Here is a 19,390-nt window from a genome sequence, read left to right on the forward strand (position 1 = left end):
CTCCTTACTTAATGACTTGGCTGCTGAGAGTGTGGCAACTGACGCTCCACTTTCAGGCTGAGGATAATGAGTGAACCGATGGCGGCAATTAGCGCCAGCGCCAGCAATCCGGCAGCGCTGCTGTTAAAGTGCATTTCGGCATTTACGCGAATCAGCGGTGCGAGGAAGCCACCTACAGCACCAAACAAATTGACGAAGCCGATGCCCGCCGCCAGCGCAGTGCCAGAAAGCAGCTGCGTCGGCATGGTCCAGAACACCGGCTGCACGGCAATAAAACCCACCGCCGCGACGCTAAGCGCAATGATGGCCAACAGCGGCGAAACCAATCCGGACAAACCAATCCCGACGGCAGCAGCCAGCAAGGTGAACGCCGCGACCCGGCGACGCTCGCCGCTGCGGTCGGAATAACGCGGAATCAGCCAGGTGCCAAACAGCGCGGCCACCCACGGAATCGCCGCCACCAGCGAGGCGAGGAAACCGACTTTGGTGCCCAACAACGCTGCGACCTGAGAAGGCAGGAAGAAAATCAGGCCATAAACCGCAATCTGAATGGTCATATAGATAATGGCGAGCTGCCAGACGCGACCATTGCGCAGCGCATCACGCAGATGTGAAGTCGGCTTCTGCTGCTCTTCGCTCTCCAACTGACGTTGCAGCGCCAGCTTCTCTTCGGCGCTGAGAAAACGCGCTTTCGTCGGTGTGTCGTCGATATAGCTGAAAGTGAAAACGCCGGCTGCCACCGCCAGTAATCCTTCAATGATAAACATCCAGAACCAGCCGGGATGGCCTAGCACGCCGTGCATTTCCAGCAGTGCGCCAGAGAGCGGTGAACCCAGCGTCAACGCCAGCGGCGCGCCCATGTAGAACAGTCCCATGACGCTAGCGCGCTGCTGTTGCGGGAACCACAGCGAGGTCAGATAAATCATGCCCGGGAAGAAACCCGCCTCAGCGGCGCCGAGCAAGGTACGCACCAGCAGGAATTTGGCTTCGGTATCAGCAAATGCCATCGCCGCCGAAAGCAATCCCCACAGCAGCGTGCTGCCGCCAATCCAGCTGCGCGCGCCAAAGCGTCGCATCAGCAAATTGGCCGGTACGCCAAGCAGCGCGTATACCACAAAGAAGATTCCAGCACCTAACGCGTAAGCTTCATTACTCAGGCCGGTATCAAGCTGATATGCCTCTTTGGCGAAACCAATGTTGGCGCGGTCGAGAAACGCCAGCACGTAGAGCATCAACATGAAAGGAATAAGACGTGCGCGATTCTTTTTAACCGCGCTTAACACCAGATTATCCATGGTAAACCCTCACGCAGGGCTGCGACGCGTCGCCGCAGCCGCTGCGATTAGTGTTGATAAGGACGCTTCAGTCCATCGCGATTCAGATCCACGCCGAAGCCCGGTTTATCCAGCACCGATTTGTGCATGCGACCGTTAACCGGTACCGGTTCGTTGATCAGCAGCGGATCAAACTGCGGGCGCAGCGTGCTGCAATCCGGGCTGGTCATCAGGAATTCACTGAATGGGCTGTTGGTGAAGGTGATCACCGCGTGATGCGAGTAAACCGAGGAGCCGTGCGGCACCACCAGTTGGCCGCGTGATTTCGCCAGCGCCGCCACTTCCACCAGCGTGGTCAGGCCGCCGCACCAACCGACATCAGGCTGCAAAATATCGATGCCGGTTTCAGCCAGCGTGCGGAATGATTGCAGCGTGCCGTGATGTTCGCCGCTGGTGATCAACATGCCCTGCGGCGCTTGCTGTTTCAGCTGGGCGTATCCTTCGAACTGCTGCGGCGGCAAACACTCTTCCAGCCACTTGACGTTATAAGGTGCGCAGGCGTGGGCCAGCCTGGTGGCGAAATTGACGTCCTGGCTCATCCAGCAATCAAGCATCAGCCAGAAATCCGGGCCGCAACTTTCGCGATAGTGAGCGATGCGCGCCACCTCTTTACGGATGCCTTCATCGCCATCGTGCGGTCCCCACTGCACCGCCATTTTGCCGCCGATAAAGCCCATCTGCTGCGCCAGGTCCGGACGCGCACCGGTGGCGTAGAACTGCAGTTCATCGCGTACCGCGCCGCCCAGCAGTTTGTACACCGGCAGATCGGTGACTTTGCCGAACAGATCCCATAGCGCCAAATCGACACATGAAATGGTGTTCATCACCAGGCCGCCCGATCCGGCGTAATACAGGGTGGCGTTCATCATCTGGTCGTGAATCAGTTTGATGTCGCTGACGCAGCGTCCTTCAAGGAATCGGTTGAGATGCTTTTCCACGATGAAACAGCCCATTTCGCCGCCGGTGGTAATGGCAAAACCGGTTTGACCGTTATCGGCTTCGACTTCGACAATTAGCGTGCCTAACACGTTGATGCCAAGGGATTGACGCGACTGCTCATACTGCTTGTATTTGCTCATGGGCGTGGCGACGTGGTCATCAATCCAGTGATTGGCACCTTGATCGTGGTAATCGCCGCCAGCCGCTGCTTTATCCGCGGTAGCGCCACCGGCAAAGTAGGCGCGGACAGTTTTAATTTTAGGTAGGGACATGCTCTTCTCCTGGTTACGAGGCGTGTTTTTCCGCCGGGCTACGCCAGCCCAGCAGACGGGAAATATCGCGGGCGCAGGCAATCGCCTGGCCAGCAAGGTAATCGCGTTTGTCGTCGTCAATGTCGAGTCGGGTGCCCACCAGCGAAATGGCGGCGACGAGCTGCTGGCGGGCATTGAAAATCGGCGCGGCGACGCAGCGCACATCGGGATAATCTTCACCGTTATCAAAGCTCCAGCCCTGACGGCGAATGCGTGCCAGCTCGGTACGCAGCGCGTCGGCATTGCGCAGCGAGGTTGGCGTCACCGCCACAAAGCGCAGGCCGCTGATGATGCGTTCCTGCTCTTCAGGTTGCTGCCAGGCGAGCAGACACTTGCCAATGCCCGAGCGATACAGCGACAGGCTTTTGCCTTCGTGCGAGCGCACGCTGATGGTGGCGGCGGATTCGAGTTTGAGGATGTAACAGGCGTGACCACCCTCGAGGATGCCGAGGTGGCACAGCAGATTGGTCTGCTGCATTAAACGTGTCAGAGGTGGACGCGCAATATCGCGGATATCCATGCGCTGCAGTGCATGACCGGCAAACTCCACCAGCCGCGTCCACAGGCAATAGTTGTTGTTGCGATCGATAGTGATCAGACGCTGTTTTTTCAGTTCAGCGAACAGCAGGTAGGCGCTGCTTTTGGGAAGCGCCAGCGTTTCAATGATCTCGGCGGCGCTGCACGGTCCGTGCTGGGCAATAAAGTCGAGAATCGCTATGGCGCGCGTCAGCGCGGGGACAGGCGTAATTTCCAACATGCTGGACTCCAGTCTGATGATCTGGAGCGCAGTGTTGTAGTTTTACTTCGTGATAAGTGTGCGCCGCTTCAAATTACGCGGCGCTGAGCGCGTTTGCTGGCAGCGCGTGTGCGGGAATGTGAATCGCGCCGCGCTGAGAGTACAGCCGACTGTACTCCTGCCGCAGGAGCACAAGATCTAAGAGAAAATGTATTTGATCGCTGCAATGACCATCGTGGTGGTCATCACCATTAGCAAACGTTTGATCCAGCGCATATCGGTTTTCAGCGTGGCAACATCCGCTTTGAGTTGTTTCACGTCAGCTTTCAGTTCCTCAATATCCTTAATCGCGCCACTTAACCGAACATCCAGATCTTTAATCGCACCAGTAAGCCGAATATCCAGCTCTCTGATATCGCCGGTAAGTCGAACATCCAGTTCTTTAATGCTCCCTGTAATTCCTTCTCCGGCCTTCATTAAATCAGCACGAGATAACGCATTATCCTGCTGCATCTCAGTAAAGATCTCGACCATGGCTTCGGCCTGTTGGTCGCTGACGCCGGCCAACTGCAGTGCTTTAAAGGCTTTGTGTGTGTTCATCATCGCGAGTGTCATCCGTGAAGCTCCTGAGTTGATGTGAGGCGCGTGCCAACATCATGCTCAGCGAGCGATTGCTGCACCATGTGACTGTGTGTATTTTGCGCGGCGCTGCGAAAAATATCAATTAGTACAACAAGTAACGTGCAGACGAATGCGGGACGTCTCGCAAAATTGGCGTCAGATTCTGCTGCGAAACGTTTTGCGATATGGGAGCGGGAAGGTGTTGAGCGGCTTCTTGAAACGGCGGCGCAGCTTTTAATCCCTGCGCTGCCCGTTCAATAATTACTGAACCGGCTGGCCCGGTAGCAATTTCTCAGACATCAAACGGCGGCAGGAGAGATTTTCCTGCCGCGCTTGTTGCTGCTGTTGCGGTGACAAATCCTGCCAAACCGTTTGCAGATGCTCTGCCAAAGCTTGCTGGAAATGCACCTTTTGTAATGCGTAATCGGAATTACTGCCTTCAATAATCTGCTGCATATCTTGCGGAGCATTGCCGCGTCCATCATGCGTGAGCGTACAGAACATGGCGATGTAATAGCCTTTGTCCTCATCGCTGTAATGCGGCATCAGCCACCAAACCGCGGCACTGATGACGATCAGCAACGGCACAATAAATTTGAGTTTTAACATGAATGGTTTATCCGCTGGAAAAAGGAAACGCGCGATAGTAACAGCATTCGGCTGGCCGCACATATTTTGCCGGCCGCATCCATAACGTAACCAGTTAACTGTGATCAGCTGCCGAGCGATTCATTTTGCCCGTCAAAACAAGACAGGTCTTAAATAGCTCGACTAACAGGTCACTATAAGTTGCAAACCCTTTCGCCATAAATCGACCAGATACGATGAACCTGACTCAGCTGACGCTGGCTATCGGTGCACTTTGTAGCTTCGAGCCGTTATATGCTAAAGAGATAAAACCCTTTTCTTCAGACATTCCACCGCTTCCTGTAACCCCCCTTTCTCACTCATCAACCGAAGCGGTTTTAGCGCCTTTATCCGAGCATCCCCACTCCGATTCGCTGTTGCATAACGTTAAACATGCAGCCGCTGACAGCTTAAAAATGGTGGGGAAATTTTTCGCACGAAACAGCTGGTATGATGATTTCAATCCGGCGGCTAATCGCCCGCATATTCAGGGAAAGCTTGCCGGTAGCAGGCCCCATTTATTTTGGTTTTACCGGCTGCAGAGCTCGATGATTGCTCCGCTTCCACCCGATCCGGATCTGATCGACCCCGTGCTCGATGGCAATCCACCTCCCCCGCCGCCGCCCTCCGTGCCAGGACCTAAGCCACAAATCCCAGCTTATGCCGCTCTGCCTGCCGCACTCTTTGGTATGGATGAAAATCTGCAAGCACGCTTTATCTATGATGCACAACTTGCAGGTCGGGATGGTCGCCATGACCTGTTCATTTCGGGTTTTAGCGTTGATGAGCGCTATCGCAGCGAAGCCAATCACAACCAGAGTGAAAACCGCTATTACGGCTGGCTGGTAGGCTTACGTGGATTACTGACGGAAGATGAGCAACGACAGCTGGCACTGAGTGTGGCGATCAGTAAAGGTCACTTCACTCTGGAGCCCTCACAGTCCAGCGGCAACAGCCACGGGCAGGTTGATACTCAAGGTATCAATGCCATGTTGAGCTGGCAGCCACAGCATGGCCTGCAACTGGCTCTGCCGATTAGCGTCGGTCACTATCGCGGCAATATAAGCAGTGATGAAAAAGATAAAGTGGCGCAGGTAAAAGCCCGCAGCGCCAATATCGGTATGGATGTTGGCTGGCGCTGGCAGCAGGGTTCACATGCGTTCACCCCAGTGCTGGGCGCCACCATGCAATGGGCACGCATCAAGGATATTCATGACAACGACAATCTACATATTGGTTATTCACAGCAAAAACAGCTGCAGTTCTCTGGCGGTATGAAATATGACTTCAGACCAACAGATAGCCTGAAATTTGGCCTTGAAACACGCTATGTACAGTACAGCGGCCATGCGGGCAATGTTGCGGTAGATAAAGATAATCTGCGTACTGGCCGAGGCGGTAAGCACCTGCAATATAGCGGCGACGTTGGCTGGCAACTGACTGAGAATGTTCAGCTTAATAGCCAGCTTAAGTGGCAACATCGCCTAAGTCAGGAAGGTGCCAGCAACTGGCAGACACAACTGGGTGTAAAGATTGCCTTTTAAAGCGCCTGCGCGCACGCCCAGGCCGAGCTCCACGCCCACTGGAAGTTGTAGCCGCCCAGCCAACCGGTAACGTCCACCACTTCGCCGATAAAGAACAAACCTGGCACATCGCGCGCTTCCATGGTTTTTGACGACAGTTGGGTGGTATCGACGCCGCCTAGCGTCACTTCGGCGGTGCGATAGCCTTCGGTGCCGTTAGGCTGCACGCGCCATTGATGCAGCGTGCTGACCAGTTCGCCCTGCTGCTTGCTGTTTAGCTGCTTCAGTGTGACGTCAGGAATCTGCTTTAGCTCCTGCAGCACTTCCACCAACCGTTTTGGCAGAATTTTCGCCAGGCTGTTTTTCAGGCTGAGATTGGGATGCGCTTCGCGCTGCACATGAATGAAATCATCCAGCGAAGTGGCAGGTGACAAATCAATGGTGACGAATTCACCCGGCTGCCAGTAGCTGGAGATTTGCAGCACGGCGGGCCCCGATAAGCCGCGATGGGTAAACAGCATCGCTTCTTTAAATAAGGTACCGTCCTGCGCGGTGATGGTGGTGGGCAGCGCGACGCCCGACAGCGTGTTGAGCTGTTCCAGCAGCGGTTTATGCAGCGTGAACGGCACCAATGCCGCGCGCGTCGGGAACACTTTCAGGCCGAACTGTTCCGCCACTTTATAGCCAAACGGCGTGGCGCCGAGGCCTGGCATTGAGAGCCCGCCGCTGGCGATCACCAGTTTTTCTGCCTGCACCGATGTGCCGTTCAGCTGCAAGGTATAACCGTTATCGTCGCGCTCAACGCTCAGCACTTCACTGCGCAGGCGCAGCGTCACCTGGCCGGCATCACACTCTTTCAACAGCAGATCGACAATCTGCTGTGCGGAGTCATCGCAGAATAATTGCCCGAGCGTTTTCTCGTGATACGCAATGCCGTGACGATTGACCAGATCGATGAAATCCCACTGGTTGTAGCGCGCCAGCGCCGATTTGCAGAAATGCGGATTGTGCGACAGATACGCCGCCGGTTCGGTGTGCATGTTGGTAAAGTTGCAGCGACCGCCGCCCGACATCAAAATCTTGCGACCGGCTTTTTTGCCGTTATCCAGCAGCAATACGCGGCGACCCAATTGCCCTGCCTGCGCCGCGCAGAACATGCCGGCTGCGCCTGCACCAATAATGATAACGTCAAACTTTTCCACTGCTTTTATCCGCCTGGCCCGAAAGGCGCTGATTGTAGGGATTTGCGGCTTTTAGCGCCAGCTTCAAAAAAATGCCGTAAATGTGTCATAATGTAACTTACTAATTTTAAGCTGTTTTCAGCTAAATCTATACGCTGCATTACAATTTTAAGACAATAAAGAGCTATATTTTTCTTTCATATCGCGCACGTTGTCGCAGATAATGCGCCGCGTTCATGTCCTCCCAAAATGGCGTAACGTTTATGCTACATCTGTTTGCTGGTCTCGACCTCAGTACCAGCCTGTTACTGATTCTTGCTCTGCTGTTTGTATTGTTTTACGAAGCAATCAACGGTTTTCACGACACTGCTAACGCGGTCGCGACTGTCATTTATACCCGTGCGATGCGGGCGCAACTGGCGGTTGTCATGGCGGGTGTTTTCAACTTCTTAGGTGTTTTGCTTGGTGGATTGAGCGTGGCGTATGCCATCGTTCACATGCTTCCGACCGATTTACTGTTGAATGTCGGTTCGGCCCACGGACTCGCCATGGTCTTCTCCATGCTGCTGGCCGCGATTATCTGGAACCTTGGCACCTGGTATTTGGGTTTGCCGGCGTCCAGTTCTCACACATTGATTGGCGCTATCATCGGTATTGGTCTCACCAACGCCCTGATGACCGGCACCTCGGTGGTTGACGCGCTCAACCTGCCGAAAGTCATCAATATCTTCATGTCCCTAATTCTTTCGCCGATTGTAGGTCTGGTGATTGCAGGCGGTCTGATCTTTATCCTGCGTCGCTACTGGAGCGGAACCACCAAGCGTTCGCGCATCCACATGACGCCTGCTGACCGTGAAAAGATTGATGGCAAGAAAAAGCCCCCGTTCTGGACGCGCATTGCCCTGATCGTTTCTGCGATTGGCGTGAGCTACTCACACGGCGCTAACGATGGTCAGAAAGGCATTGGCCTGATTATGCTGGTGCTGATCGGCGTTGCGCCGGCTGGTTTTGTGGTGAACCTGAATGCGTCGGGTTATGACATCACCCGCACGCGCGATGCCGTAAACCATCTGGAGCAGTATTATCAGCAGCACAACGAATCACTGACGCACATGGTGCAGATGGCGCCGCCTGTGGTGCCAACGCCAGATGAATCGCTTGGCGGTCCGCAGGAGTTCCATTGCGACAGCAGCCGTGCGCTGCAGGCTATCGATCGTGCGCAGCTGCTGCTGAACAATCTGCAGAGCTACGATCAGCTGACGGTTGATCAACGCAGCCAGATGCGTCGCCTGCTGCTGTGCGTTTCCGATACCGTGGATAAAGTGGCTAAGCTGCCGGAAACCAGCGCGGACGATAAGCGCTTCCTCAACAAGCTGAAAAGCGATTTGCTGGGCACCGTTGAGTACGCACCGATCTGGATTATTGTGGCTGTGGCGCTGGCGCTCGGCATCGGTACCATGATTGGCTGGCGTCGTGTTGCCACCACCATTGGTGAGAAAATCGGTAAGAAAGGCATGACGTATGCGCAAGGGATGTCGGCGCAGGTGACGGCCGCAGTATCGATTGGCGTGGCCAGTTACACCGGTATGCCCGTTTCTACCACGCACATTCTGTCGTCGTCGGTGGCCGGTACTATGCTGGTCGATGGCGGTGGATTGCAGAGTCGCACCATCAAAAATATCGCTATGGCGTGGGTGTTCACCTTGCCGGTGTGTATTTTGCTGTCGGGTTCGCTCTACTGGATTGCACTGAAACTGATCTAAGCAAAGCGCAGAAATATTCGAGGGCGACGCGATGTCGCCCTTTTTTATTGCCAGATAGCCATCGCAATCAAACTCACCACCACCAAAAAGCAGAGCCCGCTGGTCAGCACAAACTGTCCGCGCACGCGCTCACAGCGGCGAATGAACTCGTCGTCATGATGATCGTGATAGCGCTTCTCCCAGATATAGCGCACCAGCCGCACCTGCTTACTCGGCTGCCCGTGCGACGTGAAGAAACCCGCGCCATCCACGTATTGATATAACAGCGGATCGCAACCGCGCAAAACGGCCAAAAGTGAGCGCAAAGAAGAGAAATAGCGCGCCATATTCACCAGACAAACCACACACAGAGCCCAAAAAAGCGCGATAGTGCTGATCATGTTCCCCTCCCGGCTGGAGCCGCAACGACGTCGAACGCAGCGGGGAATTGCTGTAGACGCCGCACGGGAAATAAACCAGCCATTGAATGATGTCGATTGCATTGTTGTTATGCGAACCTGAGTGCGCAACGCATACGGCAGTGGCACTTATTTTCAGTGTAGGAGATCTGTTGAATTTTTTTCCAGCGATGATTTTCGTTCAGGGCGAGTGAAAAAGCCGATAACGCTTGATCTTCCTCACAAGCGAACTTGCGCTTGCAGCATTTGTTAACAACTCTGGCTATACTCAGGACATAACAAAAACCGCCTGCAAGGCTGAAATAGTTGGTTGGTGGCGCTTCATCGCCGTCTCGCGCAAAGGAATCGCCGACCGTGAAAGCAGGAAGATTGCCCCGAATCTTGAGAAAGGAGTTTTATCATGGCTTATAAACACATCCTGATTGCAGTAGACCTTTCCCCGGAAAGCCAGTTGCTGGTTGATAAAGCCGTTTCGCTGGCCCGTCCCTATGATGCAAAAATCTCGCTGATCCACGTTGATGTGAACTATTCAGACCTCTACACCGGGCTGATTGATGTCAATCTGGGCGACATGCAGAAGCGTATTTCTGAAGAGACGCACACCGCGCTGAAAGAGCTGTCAATTAACGCCGGTTATCCGATCAGTGAAACCCTGAGCGGCAGCGGCGATCTTGGCCAGGTGCTGGTGGATGCGATTAAGAAATATGATGTGGATTTGGTGGTGTGTGGTCACCATCAGGACTTCTGGAGCAAGCTGATGTCATCGGCGCGCCAGTTGATTAACACCGTGCATATCGACATGTTGATTGTGCCGTTACGCGACGAAGACGAAGAATAAAAATCAGGCCGGGTTACCGGCCTGATTTTTTGTAGCGGCGCAATGTATTGCGCATTGTTTGCGTTATTACCCCTGCGGCGGATAAATATCAAAACGATGGCTTTTGGTCACCACGGCATCCTGCGTCACCACGCCCGCTAACGGCGGCGCGTAATCCGGACGCTTCACCACAATGCGCTTCTTCGCCAGACGGCGCGCCGGTTCCAGCAACGCATCAGCATCATCATCCGCACCGACCAACGACTGAAACACCCGCATCTCTTTCTTCACCATCGCGCTTTTCTGGCGATGCGGATACATCGGATCGAGATAGACCACATCCGGCGCGGGCGTGATATCGCTCAGCGCTTGCTGGCTAACAGCGTGCAGCAGCGTCAGCCGATCGCGCAGCCAGCCGCCAATCTCCGCATCCTGATAACCGCGACGCAAACCATCGTCCAGCAAGGCCGCCACCACCGGATGGCGTTCCAGCATACGCACGCGACAGCCCAGCGCCGCCAGCACAAACGCATCTCGCCCCAAACCGGCCGTTGCATCAACCACGTCTGGCAGATAACCGCTTTTGATGCCGACCGCTTTTGCCACCGCTTCGCCGCGACCGCCGCCAAACTTACGCCGATGCGCCATCGCGCCCGAGACGAAATCCACAAAGATGCCGCCGAGTTTCGGCTCATCCAGTTTACGCAACTCAAGATGCTCAGCGGTTAACACCAGCGCCATCGTCGCCTGTTCGTCCTGCTGCAAACCCCAGCGCTCGGCTAAATGTAATAAGGCGCCGTCTCCGGCGCCCGTTTCATCGATTAAACCAATTTTCACAAGCCGGCTTATCCCTGAATTCCGTAGTGTTCCAGCATCGCATCGAGCTGCGGTTCACGACCACGGAAGCGTTTGAACAGCTCCATGGGCTCTTCCGAACCGCCACGCGTCAGGATGTTGTCGAGGAACGACTGACCAGTCTGACGGTTGAAAATGCCCTCTTCTTCGAAGCGCGAATAGGCATCGGCAGCCAGCACGTCGGCCCACAGATAGCTGTAGTAACCGGCCGCATATCCGCCAGCAAAGACGTGGCTGAAGGCGTGCGGGAAACGGCCCCATTCCGGGCTTGGCACCACGGCAACCTGCTTCTTCACTTCACGCAGGGTTTCGAGGATGCGCGCACCTTGCGCGGGATCGAACTCGGTATGCAGACGGAAATCGAACAGGCCGAACTCCAGCTGACGCAGAATAAATAGCGCCGCCTGATAATTTTTCGCCGCCAGCATTTTATCCAGCAGTTCCTTCGGCAGCGGTTCGCCGGTTTCGTAGTGGCCGGAGATAAACGCCAGCGCTTCCGGCTCCCAGCACCAGTTTTCCATAAACTGGCTCGGCAGCTCGACGGCATCCCACGGCACACCGCTGATGCCAGACACGCCCGGCGTTTCGATGCGCGTCAGCATATGATGCAGACCGTGACCGAATTCATGGAACAGCGTGATCACTTCATCGTGCGTGAACAGCGCCGGTTTGCCCTGCAGCGGACGGTTAAAGTTACAGGTGAGATAGGCCACCGGCTTCTGCAGGCTGCCGTCGGCTTTACGCATCTGGCCGACGCAATCGTCCATCCACGCACCGCCACGCTTGTGTTCACGTGCGTAGAGATCGAGGTAGAAGCTGCCGCGCAGTTCACCGCTTTCGTCGAACAGGTCGAAGAAGCGCACGTCTGGATGGTAAACATCGACGTCTTTACGCTCTTTAGCGGTGATGCCGTAAATGCGTTTAACCACCTCGAACAAACCACTCACCGCGCGCGCTTCCGGGAAGTACGGACGCAGCTGTTCGTCGCTGATGGTGTAGAGATGCTGTTTCTGTTTCTCGCCGTAATACGTCAGATCCCACGGATTCATCTCGTCGACGCCGTACTCTTTCTTCGCGAAGGCGCGCAGCTGAGCCAGCTCTTTTTCACCCTGCGGACGGGCACGTTTCGCCAGATCGGTCAGGAAGTCGATGACCTGCGCCGGATTTTCCGCCATTTTGGTTGCCAGCGATTTGTCGGCGTAAGAGTCGAAGCCCAGCAGCTGAGCCAGTTCATGACGCAGCGCCAGCTCTTCCGCCATCACCGGACCGTTGTCCCATTTGCCGGCATTCGGGCCCTGTTCGGAAGCACGCGTTGAATACGCGCGGTACAGCTCTTCACGCAGCGCAGCGTTGTCGCAGTAAGTCATGACCGGCAGATAGCTTGGGATATCCAGCGTCAGCAGCCAGCCTTGTTGCTCTTTGGCTTCGGCCTGCGCTTTGGCGGCGGCCAGCGCGCTTTCCGGCATACCCGCCAGCTCCGCTTCATCGGTCACCAGCTTGCTCCAGCCCATGGTGGCGTCGAGCACGTTGTTGCTGTAGGTCGAACCCAGTTCAGAAAGACGTGCCGCGATTTCGCCGTAGCGCTTTTGCTTCTCTTTATCGAGGCCGATACCGGACAGCTCGAAATCACGCAGGCTGTTATCCACCGCTTTCTTCTGCGCGGTATCCAGCGCCGCGTAGCTATCGCCCTCTTTCAGGTTGCGATAGGCCTGATACAAACCTTCATTCTGGCCGACCCAAGTGCTGTATTCGGACAGTAGCGGCAGCGTTTGCTCGTAAGCTTCGCGCAGTTCCGGGCTGTTTTTCACCGAGTTCAGATGGCTGACCGGCGAGAACAGGCGACCTAAGCGATCGTCAACTTCAGCCAGCGGCTGCACCAGATTTTCCCAGGTGTAAGGCGCGCCTTGCGCCACAACGCGCTCCACCGCTGCGCGACAGTCGTTCAGCGCTTCGGTAACCGCAGGAACCACATGTTCAGGTTTGATAGCAGAAAACGGGGGCAGCGAAAAAGGCGTGAGTAACGGATTGGTCATAAGCGCAGTCCTTTCATGATGAAGTAGTGGCGCGAATGCTCGCGCGACGCATTTTACTAACATGCGGCTTGATGACAGGAAAATCAATGCCACTGAGACCGGACCCACGAAGAAAAGGCCGCGCTAAGACTCAGGCGGAGAGTAAAAACACGGTAATAATCCAGCATCACGGCCAATGACGTTGTCTCATCACATGTTCCTGTCACGGCTTAAAAGGCAACAAAGGCTTCAGCGCTATTGGTTTAATAGTGCTGAAGCCCATGCAAAGCGGGAATTATCGTACGGCAGCTTAATGCTCAGGGGGTTAAATACAGATGTTTAACCGGCCTGACGAATAATCAGCTGTGACAGACGTGTCTTAATACGGAAGCACAATTCACGAATCTGGAATTGATAACGCGGCATCACTAAGTCGTTAATATCCGCGCCAATGGAATCTTTAATTTGCAGATATTTATTGGTCTGGGCACCGATTTTCTGGAATTCGGCCTGATAGCTGTCAAATGACGCCTGGCTATACAGACGCATCGCGTCGAGCTCTTTACGGCACTGCTGAATGTTGCTGGAACGGTCGTCACTGAGTGAAGCCGTCGCGGGTTGCGCCGGCGCTGAAGCCACAAATGGCGTACCTTGCTGCTCTGGCACGGTTTGCGCGGCGGATTGTTCGTCCGCAGTCGGCGGCGTTACTAAACTATGAACGGGTTGTTGTTTCGCGCAGCCAGTCAGTACCAACAGGCTTGCCACCGCGACACCAGTCATTTTTTTCATTATTGTCACCAGGAGTTGTTTGAGATGCTTTAAGCAAAAAATTATACGGTCTTCACCGGAAAGTTTCCTGCCAGAACCACCTGGCATTTCGCTCATGACCGCTTCGTTATCGGAAACTAACTTACTTAATCCGTGATGAAATTTCGAGTATCACGTCATTCCGTAGCAAATTTACCGGCAAGAAGTCTGATCGCACCGGGCTATAGCGGCGCATTGGCGCAAAACTTAAGCGGCAGCCAAAACGTCAGCAATTTTTATGCAGCGCGGCTATAATCGCGCCACACACGATGTTTTCACTCCCTTTGATGCAACCGCGGACCCCCTTTTTTTATGCTGAGTTATCGCCACAGTTTTCATGCCGGCAACCATGCCGACGTGCTGAAACACACCGTTGAAAGCCTGATCCTCACCGCTCTGATGGAGAAGGAAAAACCTTTCCTCTATCTGGATACCCACGCCGGTGCCGGACGTTACCTGCTGAGCGGAGAGCACGCCGAGCGTACCGGTGAATATCTGGAAGGCATTGGCCGCATCTGGCAGCAGCCGGATGTGCCGGAGTTGCTCAAGCCGTATCTCTCGGCGGTGCGAAATCTCAATCCGCACGGCACCTTAAAGTACTATCCTGGTTCGCCGTTGATTGCCCGCTTCCTGCTGCGTGAAGAGGACAAAATGGAGCTGACAGAGCTGCACTCCAGCGATTACCCGCTGCTGCGCACCGAGTTCAGCAAAGATTCCCGTGCGCGCGTGGCGCGTGGTGATGGCTACCAACAGCTGAAAGCCAAGCTGCCGCCGCTGAGCCGTCGCGGCCTGATTCTGATCGATCCGCCATATGAGTTGAAAAGCGATTATCAGGATGTGGTGAAAGGCATTCAGGAAGGTCACAAGCGTTTCGCCACCGGCGTGTTTGCGCTGTGGTATCCGGTGGTGATGCGTCAGCAGATCAAACACATGGTTAAAGATCTGCAGGCCACCAATATCCGCAACATTCTGCAGATTGAACTGGCGGTGCGTCCGGACAGCGATCAGCGCGGCATGACGGCTTCCGGCATGATCGTGATTAACCCGCCGTGGAAGCTGAAAGCGCAGATGGAAGAGCTGCTGCCGTGGCTGCATCAGAAGCTGGTGCCAGCCGGAACCGGTCACTTCAGCGTCACGCAGATCGTGCCAGAGTAAGTTCGCCTTACCGCGTCGCCAGCCTATCAGGACTATTATCATGTGGATCATTCTGGCTGGCGCGCTTGCTGTGCTGTCGCCCGCCAAACGTTTTTCGGTACTGCTGCTCACGCTTGCCACTCTTTTAGGGCTGTTCCAGGATGTGCTGGATTGGCCGGCGATGGTTCTTCTCGGCGCGATTGCCGTCATCGCCTGGATTCGCGTGGAAAATAACGCGCGCTGGATTCAGTGGGTGAGTGAAGCCGCGCTGGTTGCCATTGCCATCGGCCTGTTTGTACACTTTTTCCCGGGCTTCAAAAATCCGCGCCAAGTGGAAGATGTGCAGGCCGGGCCGCTCAGCCTGCCCTTTAGTTTCTCGTACAACTTCGATAAAGCGCTGATTCCGTTTGTGCTGCTCATCTGCTTGCCGCAGCTGTTCCGCACCCAATCCGCGCCGCCGCGACTTAAAATTTTGTGGCTGGCGCTGCTGGCGGCGATTCCGCTGCTGTTGTATGTCGCGGTGCAGTTGGGTGGCCTGGCCATTGAACCCCACTGGCCGGAATGGTTGGGCAGTTTTATGCTGGCGAACCTGTTCTTCGTATCACTGGCAGAAGAAGCGTTCTTTCGTGGCTATCTGCAACAGCGTCTGCGCCAGCACATTGGTGCCGTGGCGGCCCTGTTACTGACGTCGCTGCTGTTTGGTCTGGCGCACTTCCCCGGCGGACCGCTGCTGATGATCTTCGCCACGCTCGCCGGATTAATTTACGGCCTGGCGTGGCAGTGGAGCGGACGCCTGTGGGTCGCCACCGGCATCCATTTCCTGTTCAACATGACGCATCTGCTGTTCTTCACCTATCCGGCGCTACAGCACTAAACCTCGAACACCGCGAAATCATGTGCCAGCTCGGTCGCCGCAAACACCGACTGGCACTCCGCCAACAGTTTTTCCCGATCCTTAGATAAATAGCGCGAGCTGAAATGCGTGGCGATCATGCGCTTCGCCCCCGACTGTTTCGCCACCTCCGCAGCCTGAATGGTGGTTGAGTGGCCGCGTCCATTGGCTTTCTCCTGCAGCGCCGCCTCCAGCGTGGTTTCATGCATCATCACATCGGCATTAGCCGCCAGCTGGAGCGCCACGTCGGTGGGCGCGGTATCACCAAATATCGCCAGCACTTTGCCTTTGGTTGCCGGGCCAAGATAATCCGCGCCGTTGATCTCGCGACCATCTTCCAGTTGGATGCGCTTACCCGCTTTCAAATCCTGATACCACGGCCCGCGCGGTACGCCTTCGGCTTTCAGGCGCGGCGCATCAAGGAAGCCCGGTTTATCGTGCTGCTCAATGCGATAGCCATAACACTCAATCACATGATTCATCGGCCAGGCCGTCACGCGCACTTCGCCGTCATCCAGCACCAAACCGGCTTCGATCTCGATAATCTCCAGCGGATAAGAGGTGTACGAGCCACTCAAACTGAGCGCCGTCTCGATAAACTGGCGAATACCTTTCGGCCCGTAAATGGTCATCGGTTCGGGGATGCCGGCCATGGAGCGGCTGGTGAGCAAGCCCGGCAGTCCAAAGATGTGGTCGCCGTGCAGATGGGTGATAAAGATTTTCTCCAGCTTGCCCGGCTTTAACGCAGAGCGCATGTATTGATGCTGCGTCGCCTCGCCGCAGTCAAACAGCCAGGTGTCGCCACGTTTCGATAGCGTCAGCGCTATCGCCGTGACGTTACGTTGCAGGCTGGGCGCACCGCCGCCGGTGCCGAGGAATGTCAGTTGCATGCTATGCTTCCCTGTAATCGGACATAAAAATCAATGCTATTACAATCATAGGTGCAATCTTTGCGTCAATAATCGTCATAGCGTTAAACTCTATGCCAATTTTCTTCCAACAGACGGACATAACGGATGACCAGACATTTTGACTACCTCGCCATCGGCGGCGGCAGCGGCGGTATCGCCTCGATTAACCGTGCCGCGATGCACGGCCAGAAGTGCGCGCTGATTGAAGCCAAAGAGCTGGGCGGCACCTGTGTCAACGTCGGCTGCGTACCGAAAAAGGTTATGTGGCATGCGGCGCAAATCGCTGAAGCTATTCATCTTTATGGGCCAGATTATGGCTTTGATACCACGGTAAACCGGTTTGACTGGTCAATTCTGGTGAAAAACCGCAGCGCCTACATCGACCGCATTCACAGCTCGTACGACAACGTACTTGGTAAAAACAAGGTTAAGGTGATCAAAGGTTTCGCGCGCTTTATCGATGCCAACACCGTGGAAGTGAACGGTGAAACACTCACAGCCGATCATATTCTGATCGCCACCGGCGGGCGTCCAAGCCATCCAAAGGTGCCGGGCGCGGAATACGGTATCGATTCTGACGGTTTCTTCGAACTCGATGCGCTGCCAAAACGCGTGGCGGTCGTGGGCGCGGGTTACATCGCGGTTGAGCTGGCGGGCGTGGTCAATGCGCTGGGTGCGGAAACGCATCTCTTCGTGCGTAAGCATGCGCCTCTGCGCAGCTTCGATCCGCTGATCGTCGATACGCTGGTAGAAGTGATGCAGGCCGAAGGCCCAACGCTGCACACCGAATCGATTCCAAAAGCCGTGATTAAAAACGCCGACGGCAGCCTGACGCTGCAGCTGGAAAGTGGCCACGAGCAAACCGTGGATTGCCTGGTGTGGGCGATTGGCCGTGAGCCGGCGACCGACAACCTCAACCTGGCAGCAACTGGCGTGGCGCTGAACGACAAAGGTTACATCAAGGTCGATAAGTTCCAGAACACCAACGTGAAAGGCATCTACGCGGTGGGCGACAACACCGGCGCGGTGGAACTGACGCCGGTGGCCGTGGCGGCAGGTCGTCGTCTTTCCGAGCGCCTGTTCAACAACAAACCGGACGAGCATCTGGATTACAGCAACGTGCCGACCGTGGTGTTCAGCCATCCGCCGATTGGCACCGTGGGCCTGACCGAACCGCAGGCGCGCGAACAGTACGGCGACGATCAGGTGAAAGTGTATAAATCTTCTTTCACCGCGATGTATACCGCCGTTACCCAGCATCGCCAGCCGTGCCGTATGAAGCTGGTGTGCGTTGGCCCGGAGGAGAAGATTGTCGGCATTCACGGTATCGGTAACGGTATGGATGAGATGCTGCAAGGCTTCGCGGTGGCGCTGAAAATGGGCGCAACCAAGCAAGACTTCGATAACACCGTAGCGATTCACCCAACGGCGGCGGAAGAGTTTGTGACGATGCGTTAATATCGGTTTATTTAATAACCCGCTAATCTCGTGAATAATATCAGGATGCATAAGCATCCTGATATTATCTTATTAAATCTCGTCGCTATCTTTTTCCAGTTTAGCAGGTTTAACAAGTGATTTCTTTTCGGCTGAAGCCAATCTACGCGCAACTTTTTTTACATCTTCTGCAGCCGGTAAACATTCAGGTGTGATTCCCCGACTGAGTAACGTGTCTCTTACCGCCTGATTATTATTAACATGCTCACCAGATATTTGCCGCTCACTTTGCATTCGGAGTGTGCGAGCATTATGAATAGTAATCTCTGTGGCAAAATCCTTGGCTTTTAAAATAATGGTTGGTGCGAAATCGGCTAACGGACGACTTTCTGGTACTACCCATTGTGCTTTCATAACCTGGGTACTGCGATTAAACAGTGCAAAATCACCTTTACTGCGAATAAGTGCGAAGTTCTGGCTTCCACCCGTTTGTTCGTAGATAACGTTTAAAAGCTCTTTTTCAGTTCCGCTTAATTTTTTCCTGGCCTGCACCCGCTCAGTTTCCAGCAGCCTTAATTCAATAAGCTCAGCTTTACGCGTCTGCATGGCAAAGTAAGTCTGCGCAAAGGCAATCTCCTGCTTCCTGGGATCGCCGTTTTGGGCAATCAGATAACATGCGTACCGCGTAAGCATGACATCATCTATCTCGCGCTTCCCACCTTTGCCAAGTTCGATCATTTTCCCGACGTCGGCAAAATGATCCAGCACATCATGACCTGAGATCTCGCAAGCCGTTTTGGCTTTCAAAACCACACTTTGAAAGTTGTCCCATTTGCCATATCCCAGCAGATGTTGCACATCCCGCGCCAACCAGAACTCCACACCGCTATCAGTTTGTTGAGAACAGCCTACAAAAGCATCGGTCAGCATCTTAATATGTTTGTTTTCCATCATTCCCCCAGAACTGCGTGTTCACATATCACTCGGAGGATCAAACTGAACAGCCTTCCTCTATACCGATAGCAGATCCGTCTTGTTTTTCGTTAATGCTTATTGAACCTCAACCGCAATCAGTCATTAAAGTAGGCGGGT

Annotated in this window: 18 protein-coding genes; 6 read left to right on the forward strand and 12 right to left on the reverse strand. The window is 54.8% G+C overall.

The annotated features are described in order from the left end of the window. Window positions 1–8 precede the first annotated feature (8 nt). From FCN45_RS18210 to FCN45_RS18230, 5 genes are all read right to left on the reverse strand, one after another. Window positions 9–1,295 (reverse strand): MFS transporter, encoded by a 1,287-nt coding sequence (locus FCN45_RS18210; RefSeq protein WP_137386689.1) that lies wholly within the window; start codon window positions 1,293–1,295, stop codon window positions 9–11. A gap of 47 nt (window positions 1,296–1,342) precedes the next feature. Continuing rightward, window positions 1,343–2,545, reverse strand: a complete 1,203-nt coding sequence (rhmD, locus tag FCN45_RS18215; RefSeq protein WP_137386690.1) for an L-rhamnonate dehydratase — start codon at window positions 2,543–2,545, stop codon at window positions 1,343–1,345. Window positions 2,546–2,558: 13 nt separating this feature from the next. Continuing rightward, window positions 2,559–3,341: an IclR family transcriptional regulator gene (locus tag FCN45_RS18220; RefSeq protein ID WP_101762719.1), complete on the reverse strand. Its 783-nt coding sequence runs from the start codon at window positions 3,339–3,341 to the stop codon at window positions 2,559–2,561. Between the two features lie 177 nt (window positions 3,342–3,518). After that, window positions 3,519–3,935: a DUF1640 domain-containing protein gene (locus FCN45_RS18225; RefSeq protein WP_137386691.1), complete on the reverse strand. Its 417-nt coding sequence runs from the start codon at window positions 3,933–3,935 to the stop codon at window positions 3,519–3,521. Between the two features lie 267 nt (window positions 3,936–4,202). Next, the gene (locus tag FCN45_RS18230) at window positions 4,203–4,550 is read right to left on the reverse strand and encodes a hypothetical protein (protein ID WP_137386692.1); all 348 of its coding nucleotides are present in this window, start codon (window positions 4,548–4,550) and stop codon (window positions 4,203–4,205) included. A gap of 566 nt (window positions 4,551–5,116) precedes the next feature. Here FCN45_RS18230 and FCN45_RS18235 point away from each other — a divergent pair. Then, complete coding sequence (locus tag FCN45_RS18235) at window positions 5,117–6,112, forward strand: autotransporter domain-containing protein (protein ID WP_137386693.1); 996 nt, start codon at window positions 5,117–5,119, stop codon at window positions 6,110–6,112. On the opposite strand, the gene FCN45_RS18240 is transcribed toward FCN45_RS18235, so the two are convergent. Beyond that, window positions 6,109–7,293, reverse strand: a complete 1,185-nt coding sequence (locus FCN45_RS18240; RefSeq protein ID WP_137386694.1) for an NAD(P)/FAD-dependent oxidoreductase — start codon at window positions 7,291–7,293, stop codon at window positions 6,109–6,111. The two genes, FCN45_RS18235 and FCN45_RS18240, sit on opposite strands and share 4 nt — an antisense overlap. A 242-nt stretch (window positions 7,294–7,535) precedes the next feature. Between FCN45_RS18240 and pitA the strand changes: the two genes are divergently transcribed. Then, window positions 7,536–9,035: an inorganic phosphate transporter PitA gene (gene pitA, locus FCN45_RS18245; RefSeq protein ID WP_137386695.1), complete on the forward strand. Its 1,500-nt coding sequence runs from the start codon at window positions 7,536–7,538 to the stop codon at window positions 9,033–9,035. Between the two features lie 44 nt (window positions 9,036–9,079). Here pitA and uspB read toward each other — a convergent pair whose 3' ends face one another. After that, window positions 9,080–9,415, reverse strand: a complete 336-nt coding sequence (gene uspB, locus FCN45_RS18250) for a universal stress protein UspB (RefSeq protein WP_008108136.1) — start codon at window positions 9,413–9,415, stop codon at window positions 9,080–9,082. Window positions 9,416–9,833: 418 nt separating this feature from the next. Between uspB and uspA the strand changes: the two genes are divergently transcribed. Then, window positions 9,834–10,271 (forward strand): universal stress protein UspA, encoded by a 438-nt coding sequence (gene uspA, locus FCN45_RS18255; RefSeq protein WP_007889892.1) that lies wholly within the window; start codon window positions 9,834–9,836, stop codon window positions 10,269–10,271. Between the two features lie 66 nt (window positions 10,272–10,337). Here the strand turns inward: uspA and rsmJ are convergent, their stop codons facing one another. From rsmJ to FCN45_RS23770, 3 genes are all read right to left on the reverse strand, one after another. Beyond that, the gene (rsmJ, locus tag FCN45_RS18260) at window positions 10,338–11,087 is read right to left on the reverse strand and encodes a 16S rRNA (guanine(1516)-N(2))-methyltransferase RsmJ (protein WP_110867661.1); all 750 of its coding nucleotides are present in this window, start codon (window positions 11,085–11,087) and stop codon (window positions 10,338–10,340) included. An 8-nt stretch (window positions 11,088–11,095) separates the two neighbouring features. After that, the gene (gene prlC, locus FCN45_RS18265) at window positions 11,096–13,138 is read right to left on the reverse strand and encodes an oligopeptidase A (RefSeq protein ID WP_110867662.1); all 2,043 of its coding nucleotides are present in this window, start codon (window positions 13,136–13,138) and stop codon (window positions 11,096–11,098) included. 318 nt (window positions 13,139–13,456) lie between these two features. After that, window positions 13,457–13,906 carry a hypothetical protein gene (locus tag FCN45_RS23770; protein ID WP_246862542.1) on the reverse strand — a complete coding sequence of 150 codons (450 nt, stop codon included), beginning with the start codon at window positions 13,904–13,906 and terminating at the stop codon, window positions 13,457–13,459. A 330-nt stretch (window positions 13,907–14,236) separates the two neighbouring features. Between FCN45_RS23770 and FCN45_RS18275 the strand changes: the two genes are divergently transcribed. After that, complete coding sequence (locus FCN45_RS18275) at window positions 14,237–15,079, forward strand: 23S rRNA (adenine(2030)-N(6))-methyltransferase RlmJ (protein ID WP_101762727.1); 843 nt, start codon at window positions 14,237–14,239, stop codon at window positions 15,077–15,079. Between the two features lie 40 nt (window positions 15,080–15,119). Then, window positions 15,120–15,932, forward strand: a complete 813-nt coding sequence (locus tag FCN45_RS18280; RefSeq protein WP_137386696.1) for a CPBP family intramembrane glutamic endopeptidase — start codon at window positions 15,120–15,122, stop codon at window positions 15,930–15,932. Here the strand turns inward: FCN45_RS18280 and rnz are convergent. After that, window positions 15,929–16,840 carry a ribonuclease Z gene (gene rnz, locus FCN45_RS18285; RefSeq protein ID WP_137386697.1) on the reverse strand — a complete coding sequence of 304 codons (912 nt, stop codon included), beginning with the start codon at window positions 16,838–16,840 and terminating at the stop codon, window positions 15,929–15,931. The two genes, FCN45_RS18280 and rnz, sit on opposite strands and share 4 nt — an antisense overlap. A gap of 126 nt (window positions 16,841–16,966) precedes the next feature. Here rnz and gorA point away from each other — a divergent pair, with 126 nt between their 5' ends. Continuing rightward, window positions 16,967–18,319, forward strand: a complete 1,353-nt coding sequence (gene gorA / locus FCN45_RS18290) for a glutathione-disulfide reductase (protein WP_137386698.1) — start codon at window positions 16,967–16,969, stop codon at window positions 18,317–18,319. Window positions 18,320–18,391: 72 nt separating this feature from the next. On the opposite strand, the gene dinD is transcribed toward gorA, so the two are convergent. Then, entirely contained in the window at window positions 18,392–19,249 is an 858-nt protein-coding gene (gene dinD, locus FCN45_RS18295) for a DNA damage-inducible protein D (protein WP_137386919.1), read from the reverse strand. Window positions 19,250–19,390 lie beyond the last annotated feature (141 nt).

It is taken from the genome of Pantoea sp. SO10 (assembly GCF_005281435.1).
Classification (GTDB): Bacteria; Pseudomonadota; Gammaproteobacteria; order Enterobacterales; family Enterobacteriaceae; genus Pantoea; species Pantoea leporis.